Raw genomic sequence first — 21,462 nt, forward strand, 5'->3', positions numbered from 1 at the left:
GGTCAGGACTTCTGCTTGTCCCGGACCTCGCCGTCGATGGTGGCGCCGGATTTCGCCGCCAGCTCTCCGGAGGGCTTGGGCGCTTCGCCCTCGCCCTTCATGCCGTCCTTGAAGCCCTTCACGGCACCGCCGAGATCCCCGCCCATGTTGCGCAGCTTCTTGGTGCCGAAGATGAGCAACACGATGACCAGGACGATCAACCAATGCCAGATGCTGAATGAACCCATGAATCTCTCCTCGAGGCGTGATCCGAACTATTCCTTCGCGATCATGCGCGGGAGCGGGTTCGGGCCGCCGATGATGTGGACGTGCAAATGATACACGTCCTGCCTGCCGATCTTCCCGGTGTTCACGATGGTCCGGAAGCCTTCGGGGGACCCCTTTTCGCGGGCCAGCCGCGCCGCCAGCGTGAGGATCTTACCCAGCACGGCCGCGTCTTCCGGCCCCGCATCCGCGAGCGAGGCGATGTGCTTCTTCGGGATCAGCATGAAATGCACCGCCGCCACCGGGTTGATGTCGTCGAAGCCGAACACGTCCTCGTCCTCGAACACTTTCCTGCTCGGGATGGTGCCGGCCACGATCTTGCAGAAGATGCAGTTCGGATCCATGTCGCTCCTCATTTCGGCCGCGCATTCTTTTCCGCGATGCCCGAGCGGCCTTCGCGGCGCTCGAGCTCGGAGAGCACCTCGTCCAGGGCCACGCCCTGGCGGCCCATCATGACCAGGCAATGGAACCAGAGGTCCGCGACCTCGTGGACGATCGCCGCGCGGTCGCCCGACTTGGCGGCGATCACAGTCTCGGTCGCTTCCTCGCCGATCTTCTTCAGGACCGCGTCCTGCCCCTTCGCGTTCAGCGCCGCGACGTAGGACGTGCCCGGATCGGCCTTCACGCGCTCGGCGATGGCCGCCTCGAGCCTTTGGAGGATGTCGGAGTCAGCCATGGGTCTTTCCGGGGATCTCGAGCACGGGCTCCGTGGCGACCCAGCGCCGCTCGCCGCCGGCGCCCTCGAGCTTGTTGAAGAAGCAGCGTCGCCGGCCCGTGTGGCAGGCGATGCCGCCCACGGATTCGACGCGCAGCAGGATCGCGTCGGCATCGCAGTCGATGCGGATCTCGACCACCTTCTGGAAGTGCCCCGAGGTCTCGCCCTTGTGCCACAGGGCCTTCCTCGAACGCGACCAGTAAGTCGCCTCCCCCGTCTCCACGGTGCGTTCGAGCGCCTCGCGATTCATCCACGCAAGCGTCAGCACTTCGCCGGAGGCCGCGTCCTGCGCGACCGCGGGCGCGAGCCCGTCCGTGTTCCACGCGATCGCATCGAGCCAGTCGCTCACAGCCGCATCTCGATGCCGCGAGCCGCGAGGAAGCGCTTCGCCTCGGGCACGGTGATCTCGCCGAAGTGGAAGACGGAGGCGGCGAGCACCGCGTCCGCCTTGCCTTCCTCGATGCCCAGCGCCAGGTGCTCGAGCGAGCCCACGCCGCCGCTCGCGATCACCGGCACCGGCACGGCTTCGGAGACCGCGCGGGTGAGCGCCACGTCGAAGCCGCTCTTGGTCCCGTCGCGGTCCATGCTGGTGAGGAGGATCTCGCCGGCGCCGCGGTCGGCCATCTCGCGCGCCCAGGCCACGACATCCTTGCCCGTGGCCTTGCGGCCGCCGTGCGTGTAGACCTCCCAGCCGCCGCCTTCCCGGCCGCGCGCGTCGATGGCGACCACGATGGCCTGCGAGCCGAAACGGCGCGCCGAATCGTAGACCAGCTCCGGATTTTCAACCGCGGAGGTATTGATGCTCACCTTGTCGGCGCCGGCGTTGAGGAGCTTCCTCACGTCCTCGACCTTGCGCACACCCCCGCCCACCGTGAGCGGGATGAAGACCTCGTCGGCCACGCGCGAGATCACGTCGAAGATCGTCTCGCGCGCATCGCTGGAGGCGGTGATGTCGAGGAAGGTGATCTCGTCGGCACCCGCGTCGTTGTAGCGCCGCGCGATCTCCACGGGATCGCCCGCGTCGCGCAGCTCCACGAACTTGACGCCCTTCACCACGCGGCCCGCGTGCACGTCGAGGCAGGGGATGATGCGCTTGGCGAGGGACATCAGTTGCCGTCGGCGAGCTTCTGCGCGGCGGCGAAGTCGAGCTTGCCCTCGTAGATGGCGCGTCCGGCGATGACGCCCGTCACCCCCTCGGATTCCAGCGCTCGGAGCGCCGTCACATCGTCCAGCGTGGTGAGGCCGCCGCTCGCGATGACGGGGACCGTGAGCGCCTGCGCCAGCTTCAGCGTGGCTTCCACGTTCACGCCGCTCATCATCCCGTCGCGGCCGATGTCGGTGTAGATCACCGCTTCCACGCCGTAGTCCTGGAAGCGCTTGGCGAGGTCCAGCACGTCGTGGCCGGTGAGCTTCGACCAGCCGTCAGTGGCGACCTTCCCATCCTTCGCGTCGAGGCCGACCATGATGTGGCCCGGGAACGCGTCGCAGGCTTCGTGCAGGAAACCGGGGTTCTTCACGGCCGCCGTGCCGATGATCACGTAGGACACGCCGTCGTCGAGGTAGCTCTCGATCGTGTCCAGGTCGCGGATGCCGCCGCCCAGCTGGATCGGGATGTCCGAATCGACGGCGGCGACGAGCGCCTTCACCGCCTCCTCGTTCTTCGGCTTGCCGGCCACGGCGCCATTGAGGTCGACGACGTGGATGCGCCGGGCTCCGGCCTTCGCCCATTGCGCGGCCATCTTCGAGGGCTGCTCGGAGAAGACCGTTTCCTTGGACATGTCCCCCTGCTGGAGGCGCACGCAGCGTCCGTCTTTGAGGTCGATCGCGGGAATGATCAGCATGGGGAGGGGGGCGGATCCGCTAGGGATTCCAGCTGGAGAAGTTGCTGAGGAGCCTGAGCCCCGCGACGCTGCTCTTTTCAGGATGGAATTGCGTCGCGAAAATGTTAGCGCGGGCGATGGCCGAGGTAAAGACGCCGGGATAGCGCGTCGTGCCGGCGGTGAGGCCGGCATCCCCGGGGCGGCAGTAATAACTGTGCACGAAATAGAAGCGGCTGCCATCGGCGATTCCGTCCCACAGGGGATGGGACGCCGACTGCGAGACCTCGTTCCAACCCATGTGCGGAACCTTGAGGCCCGCGGAACGCGCGCCCTCGCCGAATCCCAGCACCTGGCCCGGCAGGAAGGCGAGGCCGGGCGTGTCGCCCTCCTCGCTGCGGTCGAAGAGCATCTGCAGGCCGATGCAAAGCCCGAGGAAGGGCCTGGATTTCGCGGCCTCCAGCACCGCGTCACCCAGGCCGCTCTCGTGGAGCGAGCGCATGCAGTCGGGCATCGCGCCCTGGCCGGGAAAGACCACGCGGTCGGCGCTGGCGACGCTGTCCGGGTCCGCGGTGATCTCGACCCGGGCCTCGGGCGCCACGTGGGCGAGCGCCTTCTGCACGGAGCGCAGATTGCCCATGCCGTAGTCGACGATGGCGATGCGTTGGGACATGGCCTCGGACCGTGGCTGCCGGACTAGAGGGTTCCTTTGGTGGACGGGATCACGCCCGCGGCGCGCGGATCGGGTTCCAGCGCCATGCGCAGTGCGCGCGCGAACGCCTTGAACACCGTTTCGCATTGGTGGTGCGAGTTCTCGCCGCGCAGGTTGTCGATGTGCACCGTCGCGAGCGCATGGTTCACGAAGCCCTGGAAGAATTCATGCGTGAGGTCGACGTCGAACTCGCCGACGCGGGCGCGGCTGAAGTCGACGTGGAACTCGAGCCCCGGCCGGCCGGAAAAGTCGACGACCGCGCGCGACAGGGCTTCGTCCAGCGGGACGTACGCGTGGCCGTAGCGGCGGATGCCCTTCTTGTCACCGACGGCCTTCGCGATCGCCATGCCCAGCGTGATGCCGATGTCCTCGACGGTGTGGTGCGCGTCGATCTCGAGATCGCCCTTGGCTCGCACCGTGAGGTCGATGGCGCCGTGGCGCGCGACCTGGTCGAGCATGTGATCGAGGAACGGGATGCCGGAGGCGAGCTTCGCTTCGCCCGTGCCGTCGAGGTTCACCGCGACGAAGATCTGCGTTTCGCGTGTGTCGCGCTGGATTTCGGCGGTACGCATGTCAGGCGAGGATCTGGTGGAGTGCGGCCGCGAGGCGGTCGTTCTCTTCAGGTGTTCCGATGGTGAATCGAAGGCAGTTCGCGAGCAGCGCGTGGGAACCGTGGAGGTTGCGAACCAATATACCACGCGCTTTCAGCCCCTCGAATGCGCCCGGCGCATCCGGCAGGCGTGCCAGGACGAAGTTCGCCGCGGAGGGAAAGCGCGTGACGCCGCGCATCGCGTCCAGCGCCGCCTCCAGCCGGCCTCGCTCGGCCACCAGGCGCCCCGTCTGGGCGTCCAGCACGTCGCGATGCCGAAGGACCAGGTCGGCCGCGGCGGCCGTGAGGACGTTCACGTTGTAGGGCAGGCGAAGCTTCTCCAGCTCGTCGGCCCAGGCCCGGGGCGCCACCGCGAAGCCCAGGCGCAGTCCCGCCAGCCCCAGCTTCGAAACGGTACGCATCAGCACCAGGTTGGGGTGCCGCCCGATCTCGTCCAGCAGCGTCGTCCCGCCCGCGAACGGGAAATACGCCTCGTCCACGACCACGAGGCCGGGCGAGGCCGCGACGGCGCGCAGGATCGCCTCCCGGGGGAAGAGGTTTCCGGTCGGATTGTTGGGGTACGCGATCCACGTGAGTGCCGGCTTGTGGCGCGCGATCGCGCCCAACAGGGCTTCCTCGTCGAGGGTGAAGTCCTCCCTCAGGCTCACGCCCTCGTAGCGCAGGCCCACGGCGATCGCGCTGATGCGGAACATCGCGAAGGCCGGCTCCACGGAGAGGACGCAGGCGCCCGGCTTCGCGACCGCCATGCCGATCATCTGCAGGATCTCGTCGGAGCCGTTGCCGAGGACGAGCTCGAGGGAATCCGGGATCGAGAACACTTCGCGCAGCCGCGCCTTGAGCGCCGGCGCTCCGGGATGCGGATAGCGGTTGATCGCCACGTGGGCCAGCACCCGTCCCAGCTCCGCGGCGAGGTCCGGCGGCAGCGTGTAGGGATTCTCCATCGCGTCCAGCTTCACGAGGCCTTCCGCGGGCGGCACGTGGTAGCCCTGCAGCGCGCGGATCTCGCCGCGCACGAGGCTTTGCGGATCCTTCATCGCGGCTTGAGGAAGCGCCGCTCGGCGCTGCGGGCGTGCGCCTCGAGCCCTTCGGCCCGCGCGAGCGTGGCGGCGGTCTTGCCGAGGCGCGCGGCCGCTTCGGGCGAGATGCGGATCACGCTCGAGCGCTTCTGGAAGTCGTAGACGCCGAGCGGCGACGAAAAGCGCGCCGTGCGCGACGTGGGCAGCACATGGTTGGGCCCGGCGCAGTAGTCGCCGATCGCCTCGGAGGCGTGGTGGCCCATGAAGATCGCGCCGGCGTGGCGGATCTTCGGCAGCAGGGCGTCGGGATCGGCGACCGCGAGCTCGAGGTGCTCGGGCGCGATGCGGTTGGCGATCTCGCAGGCTTCCTCGAGGTCGCGGACCTGGATCAGCGCACCCCGCGCGGCGAGCGAAGCGCCGGCGATGGCGTGCCGCGGCAGCGTCGGCAGCTCGCGCTCCATCACGTGGGCGACGCGGTCGAGGAGCGACGCTTCGGGCGAGAGCAGGATCGCCTGCGCGATCTCGTCGTGCTCGGCCTGCGAGAAGAGGTCCATCGCGACCCATTCGGGATCGGCGCTCGCGTCGGCGATGACGAGGATCTCCGACGGGCCGGCTACCATGTCGATGCCGACGCGGCCGAATACGCGGCGCTTGGCCGCCGCCACGTACGCGTTGCCGGGGCCGACGATCTTGTCGACCGCGGGCACGGTCGCGGTGCCGAATGCGAGCGCGCCCACGGCCTGCGCGCCGCCGACGCGGAAGATGCGGTCGACGCCCGCGATCGCAGCGGCCGCCAGTACGTAGTCGTTCAGCTCGCCGCCGGGGGTCGGGGTCACCATCACCAGCTCGCCCACGCCCGCCACCTTCGCGGCGACCGCGTTCATCAGGACCGAGGAGGGATACGCCGCCTTGCCGCCGGGCACGTAGAGGCCGGCGCGATCGAGGGGCGTCACCTGTTGGCCGAGTACCGTGCCGTCGCTTTCCTCCATGCGCCACGAGTCCTGGCGCTGGCGCTCGTGGTAAGTGCGGATGCGCTGCGCGGCAAGCTCGAGCGCTTCCCGCTCTGCCGCGGGAATGCGATCCAGCGCGGCGCGCGCGAGCTTCGGGTCGACCTCGAGATCCCGGGCCGCCTTGGGCTGCCAGCGGTCGAAGCGCGCCGTGAACTCGAGCAGTGCCTCATCGCCGCGCGTGTGCACCGCTTCGAGGATCACCTGCACGGCCTGGTCGACGCCCTCGTCCTGCGCCGACTCGAAGGCGAGCAACGACGCGAGCTCGGCCTCGAAGCCGGGCGCGTCCGAGGCGAGCCGGCGGATGCTAGCCACGGGCCGCCTTGCCGAACGCGTCGATCACCGGGCCCAGCGCCGAGCGCTTCAGCTTGAGCGACGCGGGATTGACGATGAGGCGGCTGGAGATCGGCTCGATCTCCTCGACCACCTTGAGCTTGTTCGCGCGAAGCGTGTTGCCCGTATCCACGAGGTCGACGATCGCATCGGCGAGACCGACCAGGGGCGCCAGCTCCATCGAGCCATAGAGGTGGATCAGGTCCACATGCACGCCCTTGGCGGCGAAATGCTCGCGCGCCGTGCCGATGTACTTGGTGGCCACGCGCAGGCGCGCGCCCTGCTTCACGGCGCTTTCGTAGTCGAAGCCTTCGGGTGCCGCGACCACCATGCGGCACTTCGCGATGGCGAGGTCCAGCGGCTGGTAGAGGCCGACGCCGCCATGCTCGGCGAGCACGTCGCTGCCGGCGATGCCGAGGTCCGCAGCACCGTACTGCACGTACGTCGGCACGTCGGTGGCGCGCACGATGATCACGCGCACGCCCGGATTCTTCGTGGCGACGATGAGCTTGCGGGTCTTCCCGGGATCTTCCGCGAGCGAGAGCCCGATGGCCGCGAGCAGCGGCGCCGACTCGTCGAAGATGCGTCCCTTGGAGAGCGCGAGGGTGATCATGGCGTTCACGCGATCCGCTTGATGCGGGCGCCGAGCGCGCCCAGGCGCGTCTCCAGCCGCTCGTAGCCGCGGTCCAGGTGATAGATGCGGTCGACGATCGTCTCGCCCTCGGCCATCAGGCCCGCGATCACGAGGCTCGCCGAGGCGCGCAGGTCCGTGGCCATTACCGTGGTGCCGGTGAGCCGGTCGTTGCCGCGCACGATCGCCGTGTTGCCCTCGATGTCGATGCGCGCGCCCAGCCGGCGCAGCTCCTGCACGTGCATGAAGCGGTTCTCGAAGATGGTCTCGGTGACGACCGAAGTGCCGTCGGCAACCGTGTTCATCGCGAGGAACTGAGCCTGCATGTCGGTGGGGAATCCGGGATGGGGCGAGGTGCGGATGCCCACCGCGTACGGCCGGCGGCCCATCTGGAGATGCACTGAAGTGCCGTTCACCTCGACCTTGGCGCCGGCCTCGCGCAGCTTGTCGAACACGGGATCCAGGCTCGCCACCGGAGCGCTGGTGAGCGTGATGTTGCCGCGCGTGGCGGCCGCTGCCGCGAGGAAGGTGCCGGCCTCGATGCGGTCGGCCATGATCGCGTGCGTGGCCCCGTGCAGCGCCGGGACGCCGACGATGCGAATCACGTCGGTGCCATGGCCGGTGATCTTCGCTCCCATGGCGAGCAGGCAATGCGCGAGGTCGACGACTTCCGGCTCGCGCGCCGAGTTCTCCAGCACCGTCTCGCCCTCGGCGAGGCACGCGGCCATCATGAGGTTCTCCGTGCCGGTGACGGTCACGGTGTCCATGTAGATGCGCGCGCCCTTCAGCTTCTTGGCCGTCGCGTGGATGTTGCCCTCCTCGATCGCGACGGTCGCGCCCATCGCCTCCAGGCCCTTGATGTGGAGGTCGACGGGGCGCTCGCCGATGGCGCAGCCTCCCGGCAGGGAAACCTTGGCATCACCGAAGCGCGCCACCAGCGGGCCCAGCGTGAGGATCGAGGCGCGCATGGTCTTCACGAGGTCGTACGGCGCGTAGGGCTCGACCGTCTTCGCCTCCAGCTCGACCGCACCCGGCGACACATTGGCGGCGACACCCATGCGCTTCAGCAACGCCACCATCGTGTGGACGTCGTTCAGCTCCGGCACGTTCCAGAGCCGCAAGGGCTCGGCCGTCAGCAGCGACGCCGTGAGGATGGGGAGCGCGGCATTCTTCGCGCCGGCGACGCGGACTTCGCCCGAGAGCGGCACGCCGCCGTGGATGGAAAGTTTCTGCATGGGTTCCTTGGGGACCGGCCCGGGGCCGGCGGTCGGTTCAGCGCGCGGCCCACTCGTCCGGGGAAAGGGTCTTCATGGACAACGCGTGGATCTCCTCGCGCATGCGGTCGCCGAGCGCGCCGTAGACGAGCTGGTGGCGCCGCACGCGAGCGAGGCCCGCGAAGGCTGGGCTCACGATCACGGCCTCGAAATGGGCGCCGTCGCCGGTCACCTCGAGGTGGGTGACGTCGAGTCCCGCGCGGATGGACTTCTCGATGGAGGCCGGTTCGACCATGTCTAGTGGCGCAGCTTGTAGCCGGAGCGCAGCAGCTGGAGGGTTATGAATGATAGGGCAGCGAAGGCGGCCGTCGCAATCGCGAGGCTGATCCCCGGCGCCACGTCGGACTGGGCGAAGAAGCCGTAGCGGAAGCCGTCGATCGCGTAGAAGAACGGGTTCAGGTGCGACGCGGCCTGCCAAAAGGGTGGCAGCGAGTGCACCGAATAGAACACGCCGGCGAGGAACGTGAGCGGCGTCACGAGGAAATTCTGGAAGGCCGCCACCTGCTCGAATTTCTCCGCCCAGATGCCGGCGATGATGCCCAGCACGCCGCACAGGCCCGACCCCACCAGCGCGAAGGCGAGCGTCCAGAGCGGGCGCTCCATCGGCACCGGCACGAGCCACACCGCGGCCGCGAACACGCCGGCACCCACGGCGAGCGCGCGCACGATCGCCGCCAGCAGGTAAGCCGCGAAGATCTCGCCGTGCGCGAGCGGCGGCAACAGGATGAACACGATGTTGCCCGTGAGCTTCGACTGGATCAGCGACGACGAGCTGTTGGCGAACGCGTTCTGCAGCATCGCCATCATCGCGAGGCCCGGGACCAGGAACTGCGTATAGGTGACGCCCGGGAAGGCTTCCACGCGGCCGGACAAGGCGTGCGCGAACACCAGCAGGAAGAGCAGCGCGGAGAGGACCGGTGCGGCGACCGTCTGGAAGGAGACCTTCCAGAAGCGCAGCACTTCCTTGTAGAGCAGCGTGCGGAATCCGCTCACGAGCCCTCCGGGCGCTGCCGCATGATCTTGAGGAACACCTGCTCCAGCTCGGGCTCGGCGACCTCCAGGCTCTCGACTGCCGCGCCGGCCGCACGCAGCTTGGCGAGCGCGTCCTCGACGTGCGCGCTGTCCTGCACCGGGATGCGCCACCAGCCGCCGCCCTCGTCGCGGGCGCTGGCCACGAGCGAGGCCGGCAACTCGCAGTTGATCTTCACGCGCAGCACGCGCTCGGAAAACGCCGCCAGCAGGTTCGCGGTCGTGTCGAGGGCGACGATGCGCCCGTCGCGCATCATCGCGATGCGCGAGCAGAGCTCCTGCGCCTCTTCGAGGTAGTGCGTGGTGAGGACGATCGTGTGGCCCGCGGCGTTCAGCTCGCGGACGAAATCCCACAGGGTCCGGCGCAGTTCCACGTCGACGCCGGCCGTGGGCTCGTCCAGCACGATCACCGGCGGGCGGTGCACCAGCGCCTGCGCCACCATCACCCGGCGCTTCATGCCGCCGGAGAGGCTGCGCATGTTGGCGCGCGCCTTGGAGACGAGCGCCAGCTTCGAGAGCAGCTCGTCGATCCACTTGCCGTTGTCGCGCAGGCCGAAGTAGCCCGACTGGATCTCGAGCGTCTCGCGCACCGTGAAGAACGGGTCGAACACGAGCTCCTGCGGCACGATGCCGACGCTGCGGCGAGCCGCGCGGTAATCCGTGCGCACGTCGTGGCCCATCACGGTGAGCGTTCCTGAATCGGCGATCGCGAGCCCGCCGAGGGCGGAGATGAGGGTGGTCTTGCCGGCGCCGTTGGGACCGAGGAGGGCGAAGAACTCGCCGCGCTTCACTTCGAGGTCGACGCCCGCCAGGGCCTGCACGGCACCGTAGCGCTTGGCCACGCCCCGCACGGCGACGGCGATCGCCGGTTGCGACGGATCCGCCACTACGCGCGGCAGGACTGGATGATGTCGACCACGCCGTAGAGCTCCGCGAGCGCGACCAGGTTCGCGGGCAGGTTCACGAAGGCGAGCTGCTTGCCCCGGGCGAGCGCGCGGCGGCGCCACTCGAGCAGCAGCGCGACCGCGGAGGAATCGACGTTGGTGACGCCGCCGAAGTCGATGGTGAGGCGGTCGGGAAGGTCGGCCCTCGCCTCGTAGGCGTCGCTCTCGGCGAGCACCCGCGGCAGGCTCTCGAAGGACAGCGGTCCCTCGAGGGCGAGCACTTCGGCGCGCGGAGCGTCGTTCATCGTTATTTCTTCGGCGCCGCCGGGGCGGGCGCGCCCTTCGAGTTGCGGTCCTGCAGCGTCTTCACCAGGCCGTCGATGCCGCTCTTCTGGATGATGTCGCCGAAGGAGCCGCGGTACGTGGTGACCAGGGACACGCCGTCCACGACCACGTCGTAGACCTTCCAGCCGGCCGCCGTCTTCTCCATGCTGTAGTCGAGCGGGATCGGCGGGCCGCCCTGCTGCTTCACCTCGGTGCGGACCACGACGTCCGTGTCGCCGGCAGCCACCTTGAGCGGCTTCACCTCGACCACCTGGTTGCGGTACTGCGAGAGCGACGAGGAGTAGGTGCGGATGATCAGCGTCTTGAACTCCTTGGTGAGCGCTTCCTTCTGCGCATCCGTGGCCTGGGCCCAGGGGCGGCCGACGGCCAGGCGCGTCATGCGCGCCATGTCGAAGTTGGGCAGCACCTTCTCGTCGGCGAGCTTCATCACCTTGTCGAGGTTGCCCGACTGCAGGTCCTTGTCGTTCTTGATGGCGGAAAGGACGTCGTCGACGCCCTTCTTCACGAGCGCGTCGGGTGCCTCCTGCGCCAGCGCGGCGGTCGTGGCAAGGGCCGCGAACGCGGCGATCAGCATGCGGTACATGGGTATGAAACCTCTCTGGAAAATGATCCTGCTTGGGACCGCCGGTGCGCGCGGGCGTTCCCGCGCGGCGGTCATTTCTTGGCGGCTGCGGGTGCGGGTGCCGGCGCCTTGGCGGCGTCCTTCGCGGGCTCCTTGGCGGCGGGCTCTTCCTGCGCCTTGGAGAACAGGAACTGCCCGATCAGGCGCTCGAGCACCACGGCCGATTGGGTGATCGCGATGCGGTCGCCATCGGCGAGCTTCTTGTCGTCGCCGCCCGCGTCGAGGCCGATGTACACCTCGCCCAGCAGGCCCGACGTGAGGATGGAGGCGGTGGTGTCCTTGGGGAACGGGAAACGCTTGTCCAGCGCCAGCGTGACCGAGGCCTGGTAGCGGTCGCTGTCGAAGTGCATCTCCTGCACGCGGCCCACCACGACGCCGGCGGCCTTCACCGGGGCGCGCACCTTGAGGCCGCCGATGTTGTCGAAGCGCGCCTCGACCTTGTAGGCGTCGCGCTGGCCCTCGCCGCCGATGTTGCCGACCTTCAGCGCGAGGATGAGCAGCGCGGCGAAGCCTACGGCGACGAAGGCGCCGACCCAGATGTCGATGGTGGTTCGTTCCATGAGTGTCTTTTTTTTGGTGGCCGTTGCGGGAGCGGTCAGTCGTCGGCGCGCAGCATGAAGGCGGTGAGCACGAGGTCCAGGGCGAGGATGGTGAGCGCGGAGCTCACGACCGTACGCGTCGTCGCGCCCGAGACACCCTCGGCGGTGGGCGGGGCATCGAAGCCCTCGAACGTCGCGATCACGCACACCGCGATGCCGAACACGATGCTCTTGATCACGCCGTTCAAAACATCATATCGCACGTCGACCGCCGCCTGCATTTGGCTCCAGAAGGCTCCGGCGTCCACGCCGATCAGCACGACGCCGACGAGGTATCCGCCGAACACGCCCATGGCCGAGAAGATGGCCGCGAGCAAGGGCATGGAGATGACACCCGCCCAGAAGCGCGGCGCCACGACGCGAGCCATGGGCGAGACCGCCATCATGTCCATCGCGGTCAACTGCTCCGTGGCCTTCATGAGGCCGATCTCGGCGGTGATCGCCGAGCCCGCGCGCGAGGCGAAGAGCAGCGCCGAGACGACGGGGCCGAGCTCGCGCACCAGCGAGAGCGCCACGAGCATCCCGATCGACTCCGTGGCGCCGTAGCGCTGCAGAGTCTCGTAGCCCTGCAGGCCGAGCACCATGCCGACGAAGAGGCCCGAGACGGCGATGATCACGAACGACAGCACGCCGGTGAAGTAGATCTCCCGTCGCACGAGGCGCGTGCGCTGGAAGCTCGTGCCCGACGCCGAGAGCACCAGGACGAAGAAGCGCGTCATCGAGCCCACGCGCCACAGGCCGTCGACGAAGCCGTGGCCGAGCTGCGTGAGCTGGCCGCGCAGCCGCGCGATCATGCGGAACCTCGCGGAGCGGGGGTGAAGCCGAGGTCGTGCGCGTATTCGCGCGTCGGCACGTGGAACGGAACGGGACCTTCGGACTCGCCGTGGATGAACTGTCGCACCTGGGGATCCTTTGCGGAACGCATCTCGTCGGGCGTGCCCTGCGCGACGATGCGCCCCTCAGCCATGAAGTAGATGTAGTCGACGATCTGGAGGCATTCCTTCACGTCGTGCGAGACCACGATGGACGTCGCGCCGAGCGCATCGTTCAATCGGCGCACCAGCTGGCCCACCACGGCGAGGGCGATCGGGTCGAGCCCCGCGAAGGGCTCGTCGTAGAGCACCAGCGTGGGATCGAGCACCAGCGCCCGCGCGAGCGCCACGCGCCGCGCCATTCCGCCGGAGAGCTCGCCGGGCATGAGCGGGTGCGCCCCGCGCAGGCCCACCGCTTCCAGCTTGAGGAGCACGAGGTCGCGCACGATCTGCTCGGGCAGCGTGGTGTGCTCGCGCAGCGGGAACGCAACGTTCTCGAAGACGGACAGGTCCGTGAAAAGGGCGCCGAACTGGAACAGCATGCTCATGCGCCGGCGCAGGCGATAGAGGCCTTCGCGGTCGAGGCCGTGGACCGCCTCGCCGTCGACCGTCACGGTGCCCGCCTGCGGGCGCAGCTGCCCGCCCAGCACGCGCAGCAGCGTGGTCTTGCCGCAGCCGCTGCCGCCCATGATCGCGACGACCTTCCCGCGCGGCACGCGCATCGTGATGCCCTTCAAAATCGGTTTCCGCCCGTAGGAGAAGTTGACGGACTGGACGTCGACGAGCGGATCGGGCACGCGGAGGGGGAATATCGGCCGTGAGGAAGAGCGGCATTTTAGCATCGACGCGCCGGGGCTCCCCTATACTGCCCGGTGTGAAGAAACCGTCGCTCCTGCTCGTCGACGACGACCCGCTCATCTCCGAAAGCCTGGCCTTCGCGCTGGCGCCAAGCCACGAGGTCACGCGCGCCCCCGATCGGGCGCATGCGGTCGCGGCGCTGCGCTCCGGGCTCGCGCCCGACCTCGCGCTGATCGACCTGGGCCTGCCGCCCGTGCCGCACCTGCCGAACGAGGGCTTCAAGCTGATCGGCGATCTCCTCGCGCACGTCCCGAACGTGCGCATCCTCGTGCTCACCGGGCAGAACGAGGAATCCAACGCGCGCCGCGCCCGCGCGCTCGGCGCCGTGGCGCTGGTGCCCAAGCCCTGCGATCCCGCGCAGCTTCGCAAGGCGCTCGACCGCGCGTTGGCCTCGCCCGGCCTCGACCGCGGCAGCGAGGCCGACGAAGCCAACCGCGCCATCGTCGGCGACAGCCCCGCGGTGCGGAAGCTGCGCAGCCAGATCGACCTCTATGCCGCGTCCTCCTTCCCGGCGCTGATCGAGGGCGAGTCGGGCAGCGGCAAGGAGCGCGTCGCCTATTCGCTCCATCACCTCAGCGCCCGCGCGGGCGATGCGTTCCTCGCGCTCAACTGCGCGGCGATCTCGCCCAACCTCGTGGAGCCCACGCTCTTCGGCTACGCCAAGGGCGCCTTCACCGGCGCGCAAGGCGCCAAGTCGGGCTACTTCGAGGATGCGGGCGACGGCACGCTCTTCCTCGACGAGATCGGCGAGCTCCCACCCGAGCTGCAGGCCAAGCTGCTGCGCGTGCTCGAGAACGGCGAGTACCAGCGCGTGGGCGAGACGCAGACCCGGGTTTCCACCGCACGCATCGTCGCCGCCACCAACCGCGACCTGCGCTCGGCGATCCGCGAGGGCCGCTTCCGCGCCGACCTCTACCATCGGCTGTCGGTGTTCACGGTGCCGGTGCCGCCCCTGCGCGACCTCGGCGACGACAAGCTGAAGCTCCTCGACCACTACCGCGCCGTGATGGCCACCAAGTCGGGCACGCAGGCGATCGTGCTGGACGACGCGGCCCGCGAGCGCTGGCTCGGCTACGACTTCCCCGGCAACGTGCGCGAGCTGAAGAACATCGTGATCCGCCTCACCGCGAAGTACGGCGGCTACCGCGTGGGCCTGGCGGAGCTCGAGGCGGAGCTGGCACCCGCCGACGGCGCTCCGCGCGGCGACGATCCGGTGGCGCGGGCCCGCGCGGAGCTCACCTCGGGCCGTCCGTTCAGCCTGGACACGGCGCTGAAGGGGGTCGAGCAGGCCTACCTGGACGCCGCGATCGAGGTCGCCCAGGGCAACATGTCCCAGGCCGCGAAGTTGCTCGGCGTTTCGCGTTCCACCCTCTATGGAAGGCTCGAAGCGGCCGGGCGGGGCGGTGCTAAACTCGCCCCTTCCGACCCGGGCGAAGGCCGCGGATAGCGCCCGCGAGAACACGATGACGATGTACCTCGAGCATTTCGGGTTGCGCGAAGCCCCCTTCCGCATCACCCCCCACACCGAGTTCTTCTTCTCGGGCGCCAATCGCGGCGCCACGCTCGAGGCGTTGCTCTACGCCATCACCGCCGGCGAAGGCATGGTGAAGGTCACGGGCGAGGTGGGCAGCGGCAAGACCATGCTCTGCCGCGTGCTGATGGAGCGGCTGCCCGAGAAGGTCGAGACCATCTACCTCGCGGTGCCCAGCCTCTCGCGCGACGAGATGCTCGCCGCCATCGCGGCCGACCTCGGCATCGAGACGGCCGGCGCCAACACCACCAAGCTCGTGAAGCTGCTGCAGGACAAGCTGATCGAGGTGCACGCGGACGGCAAGCAGGTCGTCGCGCTGATCGACGAGGCGCATGCGATGCCGCTCGCCACGCTCGAGGAGGTGCGCCTGCTCTCCAACCTCGAGACCAACAAGGAAAAGCTGCTGCAGCTCGTGCTGTTCGGCCAGCCCGAGCTCGACGCGCACCTCGCCCTGCCCAGCATGCGGCAGCTGAAGGAGCGCATCACGCACGCATTCGATCTCGCGCCGCTGCCGCCGCGCGACGTGAAGGACTACGTGAATTTCCGCCTGCGCCAGGCCGGCTACCACGGGCCCGACCTCTTCGGCACGGAGGCGCTCGCGATCATCGCCGACGCGTCCGAGGGCCTCACGCGGCGCATCAACATCTACGCCGACAAGACCCTCCTCGCCGCTTTCGCCGCGGGCACGCACACCGTGAGCCCCGACCACGCGCGCGCGGCGGTTTCGGACACGCAGATCGTGGTCACGCGGCGCTCGCCACGCAAGGCCATCGGGGTGGCCGCGGCCCTCGGCCTCGTCGTGGGCATCGCGATCGGCTATTTCGCCGCACAGCACGGAGGTCCCGTGCCGTCGGAGGCCGTCGCGGCCCGCAATGGCGCGGCCGTGTCGCCTGCCGCCTCGCCCGCGGCCGACAAGCCCGCGACGACGGCTCCTGCCGCATCGCCCGCCGAGTCGAAGACAGCCGAATCCCGGACCGCGAGCGCGAAGCCGGCGAACGCATCCGAGGCGCGCCCCGCAGCGCCCGCGGAAGTCGGTGACGCGGTGGGCGCGCGCCTCGCCGCAGGCAAGCAGCTCCTCGAGGGCAGCGCGACCGGGGGCTACGGCGTGCAGCTGATGGTCACCGACGCGCGCGAGAAGACCTACCTCGAGAACTACCTCGTCGAAGTGGGCCGCACGCTCAAGCCCGAGACGCTCTACCTCTTCCCCGCCGGATCGCGCGAGGCACCGCGCATCGGCGTGCTGTACGGCGCGTTTCCCGAGCGCGCCGAGGCCGTGGCCGCGCTGGACGCGATGCCCGAGACGCTGAAACAGTTCCGTCCGTACGTGCGGCCGCTCGACGGCTTGCGCGAAGACGTGCGCCGCACCGACCGGCGCTGAAATCGCCACGTTTCGGGGGGGTTTTTCGTTGCGTTTCCCCCGGGGGTAGGCTATAAAGTAGGTGTAAGGCGCTTTCTATTCATAAAACAATCACTTACGCCCACGAAACCTGCCCCATGCGCCGTTTTGTCGCGCCCCTGACCGCACTGCTTGTCGTGCTCGGAGGTTGTGGCACGCAACCGATCGCGCAACCGGACGCCCACCTCGTTGTCGCTCCGCCCGTCGGAGCCGCCACCCAGATCCCCCAGCCGGTCCGAGCCGTCCCCCTGCCGCCGCCGCCCGAGTCGCGCCCGATGGACCTCCGCTATTCGGTCGTCGTGGCCAACCAGAGCGTCCGGGATGTCCTGCTCGCCATCGCCCGCGACACCAGCATCAACTTCGACATCCATCCGGGGGTCGAGGGCGCCATCACGCTGAACGCCATCGACCAGACCCTCCCCCAGATCCTGAACCGCATCCAGAAGCAGGTGGACATCCGCTGGGAACACGAGGGCCAGACGATCAGCGTCATGCCCGACTCGCCCTACCTCAAGAGCTATCGCGTCGACTACGTGAACATGTCGCGCGACGTGACCGGCACGATCGGCGTGCAGAGCCAGGTCGTGGGGCCCGGCTCGGGATCGTCGGGCAGCACCGGCGGCTCGTCGTCGGGCTACTCGAGCTCCTCGTCGCAGAACAGCTCGCTCATGAAGGTCGAGCTCACGCAGAAGAACCGCTTCTGGGAAACACTCGAGCGCAACATCAAGGACATGCTGCGCGAGACGGACAAGCAGCTTCCCGAAGGCAGCACCGAGACATTCGTGCAGGGCCGCGCCACCGGCCAGCCCGCGCGGGCCGTGCGCCGCACGCCGTCCAATGCCGCAACGGTGCCCGGCGCCGCGGGCACGGTGGCTTCCGTGACGGCCGAGGCCCCGAACCCCCAGACCGCCGAGTACACCGAGTCTCGCCTCACCTTCCGCGAGGCCGCGTCGGTGATCGTGAATCCCGAGACCGGCATCCTCACCGTGCGCGCCACCGGCCGGCAGCACGAGCGCGTCGGTGAGTTCATCACGCAGGTGACCGGTTCCGCGCGCCGCCAGGTGATGATCGAGGCCACGGTGGTCGAGGTGCTGCTCTCCGACCAGTACCAGTCGGGGGTGGACTGGTCCTCGCTCGCCCTGGACGGCCTGGGCTACTCGTTCCGCCAGAGCCTCACCACCACCAACCTCGCCGCGCCGAATCCGTTCTTCTCGGCGACGTACAACAACCCCAACGCCCCGCTGGGCGGCTCGATCTCGGGCACCGTGAAGCTGCTCGACACCTTCGGCAAGACGCGCGTGCTGTCCAGCCCGAAGATCATGGCGTTGAACAACCAGACCGCGATCCTCAAGGTGGTCGACAACCGCGTCTACTTCACGATCACCGCGCAGGTCACGCCGGGCAACACCAACGCCAATGCGATCATCGTGTACACCTCGACGCAGAACGTGGTGCCGGTGGGCTTCGTGATGAACGTGACGCCGCAGATCAGCGAGAACGACGTCGTGGTCCTCAACGTGCGCCCCTCGATCTCGCGGATCATCGGCTACGTGAACGACCCGAACCCGGACCTCGCGCGCGCCAACGTGCAGAGCCGCATTCCCGAGATCCAGTCGCGCGAGTTCGAATCGGTGCTGCGCGTGTCGAGCGGCCAGACCGCGATCCTGGGCGGCCTCATGCAGGACAGCTTCGAGGGCAACCGCACCGGCGTGCCCATCGTCTCGCGCATCCCCATCTTCGGCGACGCCTTCGCGTACCGCGACGACACCTCGAAGAAGAGCGAGCTCGTGATCTTCCTGCGCCCGATCGTCGTGCGCGAGGGCACCGTCGAGGGCGACCTCCCGGGCTACTCGCGCTACCTCCCTGGCACGGAGTTCTTCCGCGACACGCAGGGCCCCGTCCCCGCGTTCGACGAGGCGATGAAGCGCATGGAAGAGCGCAAGTACGACCTCACGCCCAACCCGGTGGTGCCGCCCCCGCCAGGAGGCCAGCCGTGAGCCTCCTGCTCGACGCCCTCAAGCGCGCCGAGCAGGAAAAGCTCGCTCGCCAAGGCGAACCCGCGAGCGCGAAACCCGCGGCCGAGCCGCCTCTGTCGCGCAGCACCGCGGCCTTCGAGCTCGAGTCGATGGAATCCGCGCGCGCTTCGATGCTCATGCCGGCCTCCGGGCCCGCGTTCTCCTCGACATCGTCCACGGCCCAACCCGCCGCGCCGGCCGCGGGCGACCGCGCCAATGCGCAGGCGATCTTCGCCGCGAAGGTGCCGCGCCCGGCCCAGGGCGCGCCGTCCAAGGCCCCGCTCTTCGTCGGCGCCGCGGTGATCGTGATGCTGATCATCGCCGGCGGCGCCTACGTGTGGCTGCAGCTGAACGCCATCAACACACCGCGCCAAGCATCGCCCGCACGCCCTTCCGCGCCGCCGCCCGTCACGTCCTCTTCGGTGATCCGCAACGTGACGCCGATCACGTCGCTGCCGGCCCCCGTCGAGCCGCCCGCCCCGTTGATGCCGCCCGCGGCACCGGTGCCGCCGCCGGCCAGCGGCGTGGCGCCAGGATCAGCCCCGCGCGCGCGCAGCGAGACCGCGGCCGCCGGTTCGAACCGCGCCCCGGTCCCGACGAACAACGCGGACACCGCCGTCGCCGGCCTGCTGCAGGAAAACGCGCAGCGCTCCACCGCGCCGCCCGGGCCGGTCCGCCTCGCGAAGTCGGCCGAGCAACCCCGCGTCGCGAACGACGTGAGCGCGGGCTACGAGTGGCTCGTGCGCGGCAACCTCGACGCCGCGCGCCGCAGCTACCTCGCGGCTCTCGCCTCCGACCCCAACAGCATCGATGCGCTGCTGGGCCTGGCCACGATCGACGCCCGCTCCGGCGAGCGCGCCGCCGCCGCGCGCGGCTATCGACGCGTGCTCACGGCCGATCCACGCAACACCGCCGCCCTGGCAGGTCTCGCCGCCGTCTCCGACTATTCGCGCCCCGAGGCGCTCGAGTCGAGCCTCCAGGCCGACATCCAGCGCTACCCGAACAGCGCTCCGCTGCAGGTCGCGCTCGGCAACCTCTACGCCTCTCAGCGGCGCTGGACCGAGGCGCAGTCCGTCTACTTCGAGGCGCACCGGCTCGAGCCCGACAACGCCGACGTGCTCTTCAACCTCGCGGTCGCGCTGGATAACCTGAAGCAGCCGCGCCTCGCCGCCGAGTACTACGGCCGAGCGCTCGCGCAAGCGAACGGCCGCCCCGTGCAATTCGACACGCGCGCGGCCGAGCGCCGCGCCGCGGACCTGAGGCGCTAGGACCATGGGCTCCCTCCAACCCCCGATCGCGCAGGTCCCGCTGGGCCAGACGCTGCTCACCAAGGGCATCATCAGCCAGGACCAGCTGAACATCGCCCTCACGGAGCAGAAGAAGTTCAAGTCGCCGCTGGGCAAGGTGCTCGTGACGCTGGGCTTCGTGACCGAGGCCACGATCCGCGACATCCTCTCGGAGACGCTGGGCCAGGTGTCGATCGACCTGGAGAACACCATCGTCGACCCGGCCGCGATCGCGCTCGTGCCCAAGGACATGGCGCGCAGGTACCACGTGCTGCCGGTGAGCTACGACCTCGAGAAGAAGACGCTGCTGATCGCCGTCTCGGATCCGGCCAACGTCGTGGCCCTGGACCAGATCCGCGCCCTCGCCCGCGAGGAGCTGCGCATCGAGCAGGTGCTGGCGCGCGAATCCGACATCACCATCGGCATCGAGCACCACTACGGCTTCGAGCTCTCGATCGACGGGATCCTGAACGAGATCGAGACCGGCGAGATCGACTACCAGTCGCTCGCCACCGACTTCGACGAGTACTCGCAGCCGGTCGTGCGACTGGTCGACGCGCTGCTGAACGACGCGGTGAAGAGGAACGCCTCCGACATCCACTTCGAGCCCGAGCAGGGGTTCCTGCGCATCCGCTACCGGATCGACGGCGTGCTGCGCCAGATCCGCTCGCTGCACAAGAACTACTGGGCCGCGATGGTGGTCCGACTCAAGGTGATGAGCAACATGAACATCGCCGAGACCCGCGCGCCGCAGGACGGGCGCATCTCGCTCATGCTTTCGGGCCACCAGGTCGACTTCCGCGTGTCGTCCCAGCCGACGACGCACGGCGAGAACCTCGTGCTGCGCATCCTCGACCGCGACAAGGGCATCGTGCCCATCGACGACCTGGGCCTGGCCCCCGACGACCAGAAGACGCTGAAGCTCATGCTGGCGCGTCCCGAGGGCATCATCCTCGTCACCGGCCCCACGGGCTCGGGCAAGACGACCACGCTCTACTCGATCCTGTCGTACATCAACACCGAGGGCATCAACATCATGACCCTCGAGGATCCGGTGGAATACCCGATGGCGATGATCCGCCAGACCTCGGTGAACGAGGTCGTGAAGCTGGACTTCGCGAGCGGCATCCGCTCGATGATGCGGCAGGATCCGGACGTCATCCTCGTGGGCGAGATCCGCGACCAGGAGACGGCCGAGATGGCCTTCCGCGCCGCGATGACGGGCCACCAGGTCTACTCCACGCTGCACACCAATTCCTCGATCGGCGCCATCCCGCGCCTGATGGATCTCGGCGTGCTCCCCGACATCATGGCCGGCAACATCATCGGCGTGATCGCCCAGCGCCTGCTGCGCCGGCTCTGCGCGCACTGCAAGGCCCCCACCGCGCCGGATCCAGGGACGCGCCGCATCCTCGGCATGGCGGAGGACGACGCACGGCCGGTCTACCAGGCCGTGGGCTGCGCCCGCTGCGACAACATCGGCTACCGCGGCCGCGCGGCGCTGATGGAGCTCTTCAAGCTCGACGCCGAAATCGACGAGCTGATCGCGCGCCGGGCCACGGGACGCGAGATCCGCGCGGCGGCCACGGCCAGGGGCTTCCGCACGCTCGCCGACGATGCGATCAGCCGCGTCCTGCAGGGCCACACCAGCCTGGACGAAATCTCGCGCGTGGTCGACCTGACCGACCGCGTGATCTAGGCAAGGA

The 21,462-nt window shown here is 69.1% G+C and carries 25 protein-coding genes; 5 read left to right on the forward strand and 20 right to left on the reverse strand.

What is annotated here, in order from left to right:
* Nucleotides 1–2 precede the first annotated feature (2 nt).
* From tatA to DSM104443_RS18620, 20 genes are all read right to left on the reverse strand, one after another.
* Nucleotides 3–227, reverse strand: coding sequence for a Sec-independent protein translocase subunit TatA (gene tatA / locus DSM104443_RS18525; protein WP_171094912.1), 225 nt, complete (start codon nucleotides 225–227; stop codon nucleotides 3–5).
* A gap of 27 nt (nucleotides 228–254) precedes the next feature.
* The gene (locus DSM104443_RS18530) at nucleotides 255–608 is read right to left on the reverse strand and encodes a histidine triad nucleotide-binding protein (protein ID WP_171094914.1); all 354 of its coding nucleotides are present in this window, start codon (nucleotides 606–608) and stop codon (nucleotides 255–257) included.
* 8 nt (nucleotides 609–616) lie between these two features.
* Nucleotides 617–940, reverse strand: coding sequence for a phosphoribosyl-ATP diphosphatase (locus tag DSM104443_RS18535; protein ID WP_171094916.1), 324 nt, complete (start codon nucleotides 938–940; stop codon nucleotides 617–619).
* Nucleotides 933–1,328, reverse strand: coding sequence for a phosphoribosyl-AMP cyclohydrolase (gene hisI, locus DSM104443_RS18540; protein ID WP_171094918.1), 396 nt, complete (start codon nucleotides 1,326–1,328; stop codon nucleotides 933–935). The genes DSM104443_RS18535 and hisI overlap by 8 nt, the downstream gene beginning before the upstream one ends.
* Nucleotides 1,325–2,086, reverse strand: coding sequence for an imidazole glycerol phosphate synthase subunit HisF (gene hisF, locus DSM104443_RS18545; protein ID WP_171094919.1), 762 nt, complete (start codon nucleotides 2,084–2,086; stop codon nucleotides 1,325–1,327). Before hisF ends, hisI begins: the two co-directional genes overlap by 4 nt.
* Nucleotides 2,086–2,820, reverse strand: a complete 735-nt coding sequence (gene hisA, locus DSM104443_RS18550; protein ID WP_171094921.1) for a 1-(5-phosphoribosyl)-5-[(5-phosphoribosylamino)methylideneamino]imidazole-4-carboxamide isomerase — start codon at nucleotides 2,818–2,820, stop codon at nucleotides 2,086–2,088. The genes hisF and hisA overlap by 1 nt, the downstream gene beginning before the upstream one ends.
* A 19-nt stretch (nucleotides 2,821–2,839) precedes the next feature.
* A complete protein-coding gene (gene hisH, locus DSM104443_RS18555) occupies nucleotides 2,840–3,469 on the reverse strand; it encodes an imidazole glycerol phosphate synthase subunit HisH (protein WP_171094923.1) in 630 nt (209 codons plus the stop codon).
* Between the two features lie 23 nt (nucleotides 3,470–3,492).
* Nucleotides 3,493–4,080 carry an imidazoleglycerol-phosphate dehydratase HisB gene (gene hisB, locus DSM104443_RS18560; RefSeq protein WP_171094925.1) on the reverse strand — a complete coding sequence of 196 codons (588 nt, stop codon included), beginning with the start codon at nucleotides 4,078–4,080 and terminating at the stop codon, nucleotides 3,493–3,495.
* A gap of 1 nt (nucleotide 4,081) precedes the next feature.
* Nucleotides 4,082–5,152 (reverse strand): histidinol-phosphate transaminase, encoded by a 1,071-nt coding sequence (gene hisC, locus DSM104443_RS18565; protein ID WP_171094927.1) that lies wholly within the window; start codon nucleotides 5,150–5,152, stop codon nucleotides 4,082–4,084.
* Complete coding sequence (hisD, locus tag DSM104443_RS18570) at nucleotides 5,149–6,456, reverse strand: histidinol dehydrogenase (protein ID WP_171094929.1); 1,308 nt, start codon at nucleotides 6,454–6,456, stop codon at nucleotides 5,149–5,151. Before hisD ends, hisC begins: the two co-directional genes overlap by 4 nt.
* Nucleotides 6,449–7,087, reverse strand: a complete 639-nt coding sequence (gene hisG, locus DSM104443_RS18575; RefSeq protein WP_212757226.1) for an ATP phosphoribosyltransferase — start codon at nucleotides 7,085–7,087, stop codon at nucleotides 6,449–6,451. Before hisG ends, hisD begins: the two co-directional genes overlap by 8 nt.
* A gap of 5 nt (nucleotides 7,088–7,092) precedes the next feature.
* Nucleotides 7,093–8,340 (reverse strand): UDP-N-acetylglucosamine 1-carboxyvinyltransferase, encoded by a 1,248-nt coding sequence (murA, locus tag DSM104443_RS18580; RefSeq protein ID WP_171094932.1) that lies wholly within the window; start codon nucleotides 8,338–8,340, stop codon nucleotides 7,093–7,095.
* Nucleotides 8,341–8,377: 37 nt separating this feature from the next.
* Nucleotides 8,378–8,614: a BolA family protein gene (locus DSM104443_RS18585; protein WP_171094934.1), complete on the reverse strand. Its 237-nt coding sequence runs from the start codon at nucleotides 8,612–8,614 to the stop codon at nucleotides 8,378–8,380.
* 2 nt (nucleotides 8,615–8,616) lie between these two features.
* On the reverse strand, nucleotides 8,617–9,372 hold the full coding sequence (locus DSM104443_RS18590) for an ABC transporter permease (RefSeq protein WP_171094936.1): 756 nt from the start codon (nucleotides 9,370–9,372) through the stop codon (nucleotides 8,617–8,619).
* Complete coding sequence (locus tag DSM104443_RS18595; RefSeq protein WP_171094938.1) at nucleotides 9,369–10,295, reverse strand: ABC transporter ATP-binding protein; 927 nt, start codon at nucleotides 10,293–10,295, stop codon at nucleotides 9,369–9,371. Before DSM104443_RS18595 ends, DSM104443_RS18590 begins: the two co-directional genes overlap by 4 nt.
* Nucleotides 10,295–10,597 carry an STAS domain-containing protein gene (locus DSM104443_RS18600; RefSeq protein WP_171094939.1) on the reverse strand — a complete coding sequence of 101 codons (303 nt, stop codon included), beginning with the start codon at nucleotides 10,595–10,597 and terminating at the stop codon, nucleotides 10,295–10,297. Before DSM104443_RS18600 ends, DSM104443_RS18595 begins: the two co-directional genes overlap by 1 nt.
* Before the next feature lie 2 nt (nucleotides 10,598–10,599).
* A complete protein-coding gene (locus DSM104443_RS18605; protein ID WP_171094942.1) occupies nucleotides 10,600–11,220 on the reverse strand; it encodes an MlaC/ttg2D family ABC transporter substrate-binding protein in 621 nt (206 codons plus the stop codon).
* A gap of 71 nt (nucleotides 11,221–11,291) precedes the next feature.
* A complete protein-coding gene (gene mlaD, locus DSM104443_RS18610; protein WP_171094944.1) occupies nucleotides 11,292–11,819 on the reverse strand; it encodes an outer membrane lipid asymmetry maintenance protein MlaD in 528 nt (175 codons plus the stop codon).
* 35 nt (nucleotides 11,820–11,854) lie between these two features.
* On the reverse strand, nucleotides 11,855–12,652 hold the full coding sequence (mlaE, locus tag DSM104443_RS18615; protein WP_171094946.1) for a lipid asymmetry maintenance ABC transporter permease subunit MlaE: 798 nt from the start codon (nucleotides 12,650–12,652) through the stop codon (nucleotides 11,855–11,857).
* Nucleotides 12,649–13,512 carry an ABC transporter ATP-binding protein gene (locus tag DSM104443_RS18620; RefSeq protein WP_171094948.1) on the reverse strand — a complete coding sequence of 288 codons (864 nt, stop codon included), beginning with the start codon at nucleotides 13,510–13,512 and terminating at the stop codon, nucleotides 12,649–12,651. Before DSM104443_RS18620 ends, mlaE begins: the two co-directional genes overlap by 4 nt.
* Nucleotides 13,513–13,544: 32 nt before the next feature.
* On the opposite strand from DSM104443_RS18620, the gene DSM104443_RS18625 reads away from it, so the two are divergent.
* The 5 genes from DSM104443_RS18625 (at nucleotide 13,545) to DSM104443_RS18645 (ending at nucleotide 21,455) form a co-directional block, all read left to right on the forward strand.
* Entirely contained in the window at nucleotides 13,545–14,975 is a 1,431-nt protein-coding gene (locus DSM104443_RS18625) for a sigma-54-dependent transcriptional regulator (protein ID WP_171094950.1), read from the forward strand.
* Nucleotides 14,932–16,437, forward strand: coding sequence for an ExeA family protein (locus DSM104443_RS18630; RefSeq protein ID WP_212756786.1), 1,506 nt, complete (start codon nucleotides 14,932–14,934; stop codon nucleotides 16,435–16,437). Before DSM104443_RS18625 ends, DSM104443_RS18630 begins: the two co-directional genes overlap by 44 nt.
* Before the next feature lie 116 nt (nucleotides 16,438–16,553).
* Nucleotides 16,554–18,452: a pilus (MSHA type) biogenesis protein MshL gene (mshL, locus tag DSM104443_RS18635; RefSeq protein WP_171094952.1), complete on the forward strand. Its 1,899-nt coding sequence runs from the start codon at nucleotides 16,554–16,556 to the stop codon at nucleotides 18,450–18,452.
* Nucleotides 18,449–19,738, forward strand: coding sequence for a tetratricopeptide repeat protein (locus DSM104443_RS18640; protein ID WP_171094954.1), 1,290 nt, complete (start codon nucleotides 18,449–18,451; stop codon nucleotides 19,736–19,738). Before mshL ends, DSM104443_RS18640 begins: the two co-directional genes overlap by 4 nt.
* A 4-nt stretch (nucleotides 19,739–19,742) precedes the next feature.
* Nucleotides 19,743–21,455, forward strand: a complete 1,713-nt coding sequence (locus tag DSM104443_RS18645; protein ID WP_171094956.1) for a GspE/PulE family protein — start codon at nucleotides 19,743–19,745, stop codon at nucleotides 21,453–21,455.
* Nucleotides 21,456–21,462: the final 7 nt, after the last annotated feature.

This window comes from Usitatibacter rugosus (assembly GCF_013003965.1).
Taxonomy (GTDB): domain Bacteria; phylum Pseudomonadota; class Gammaproteobacteria; order Burkholderiales; family Usitatibacteraceae; genus Usitatibacter; species Usitatibacter rugosus.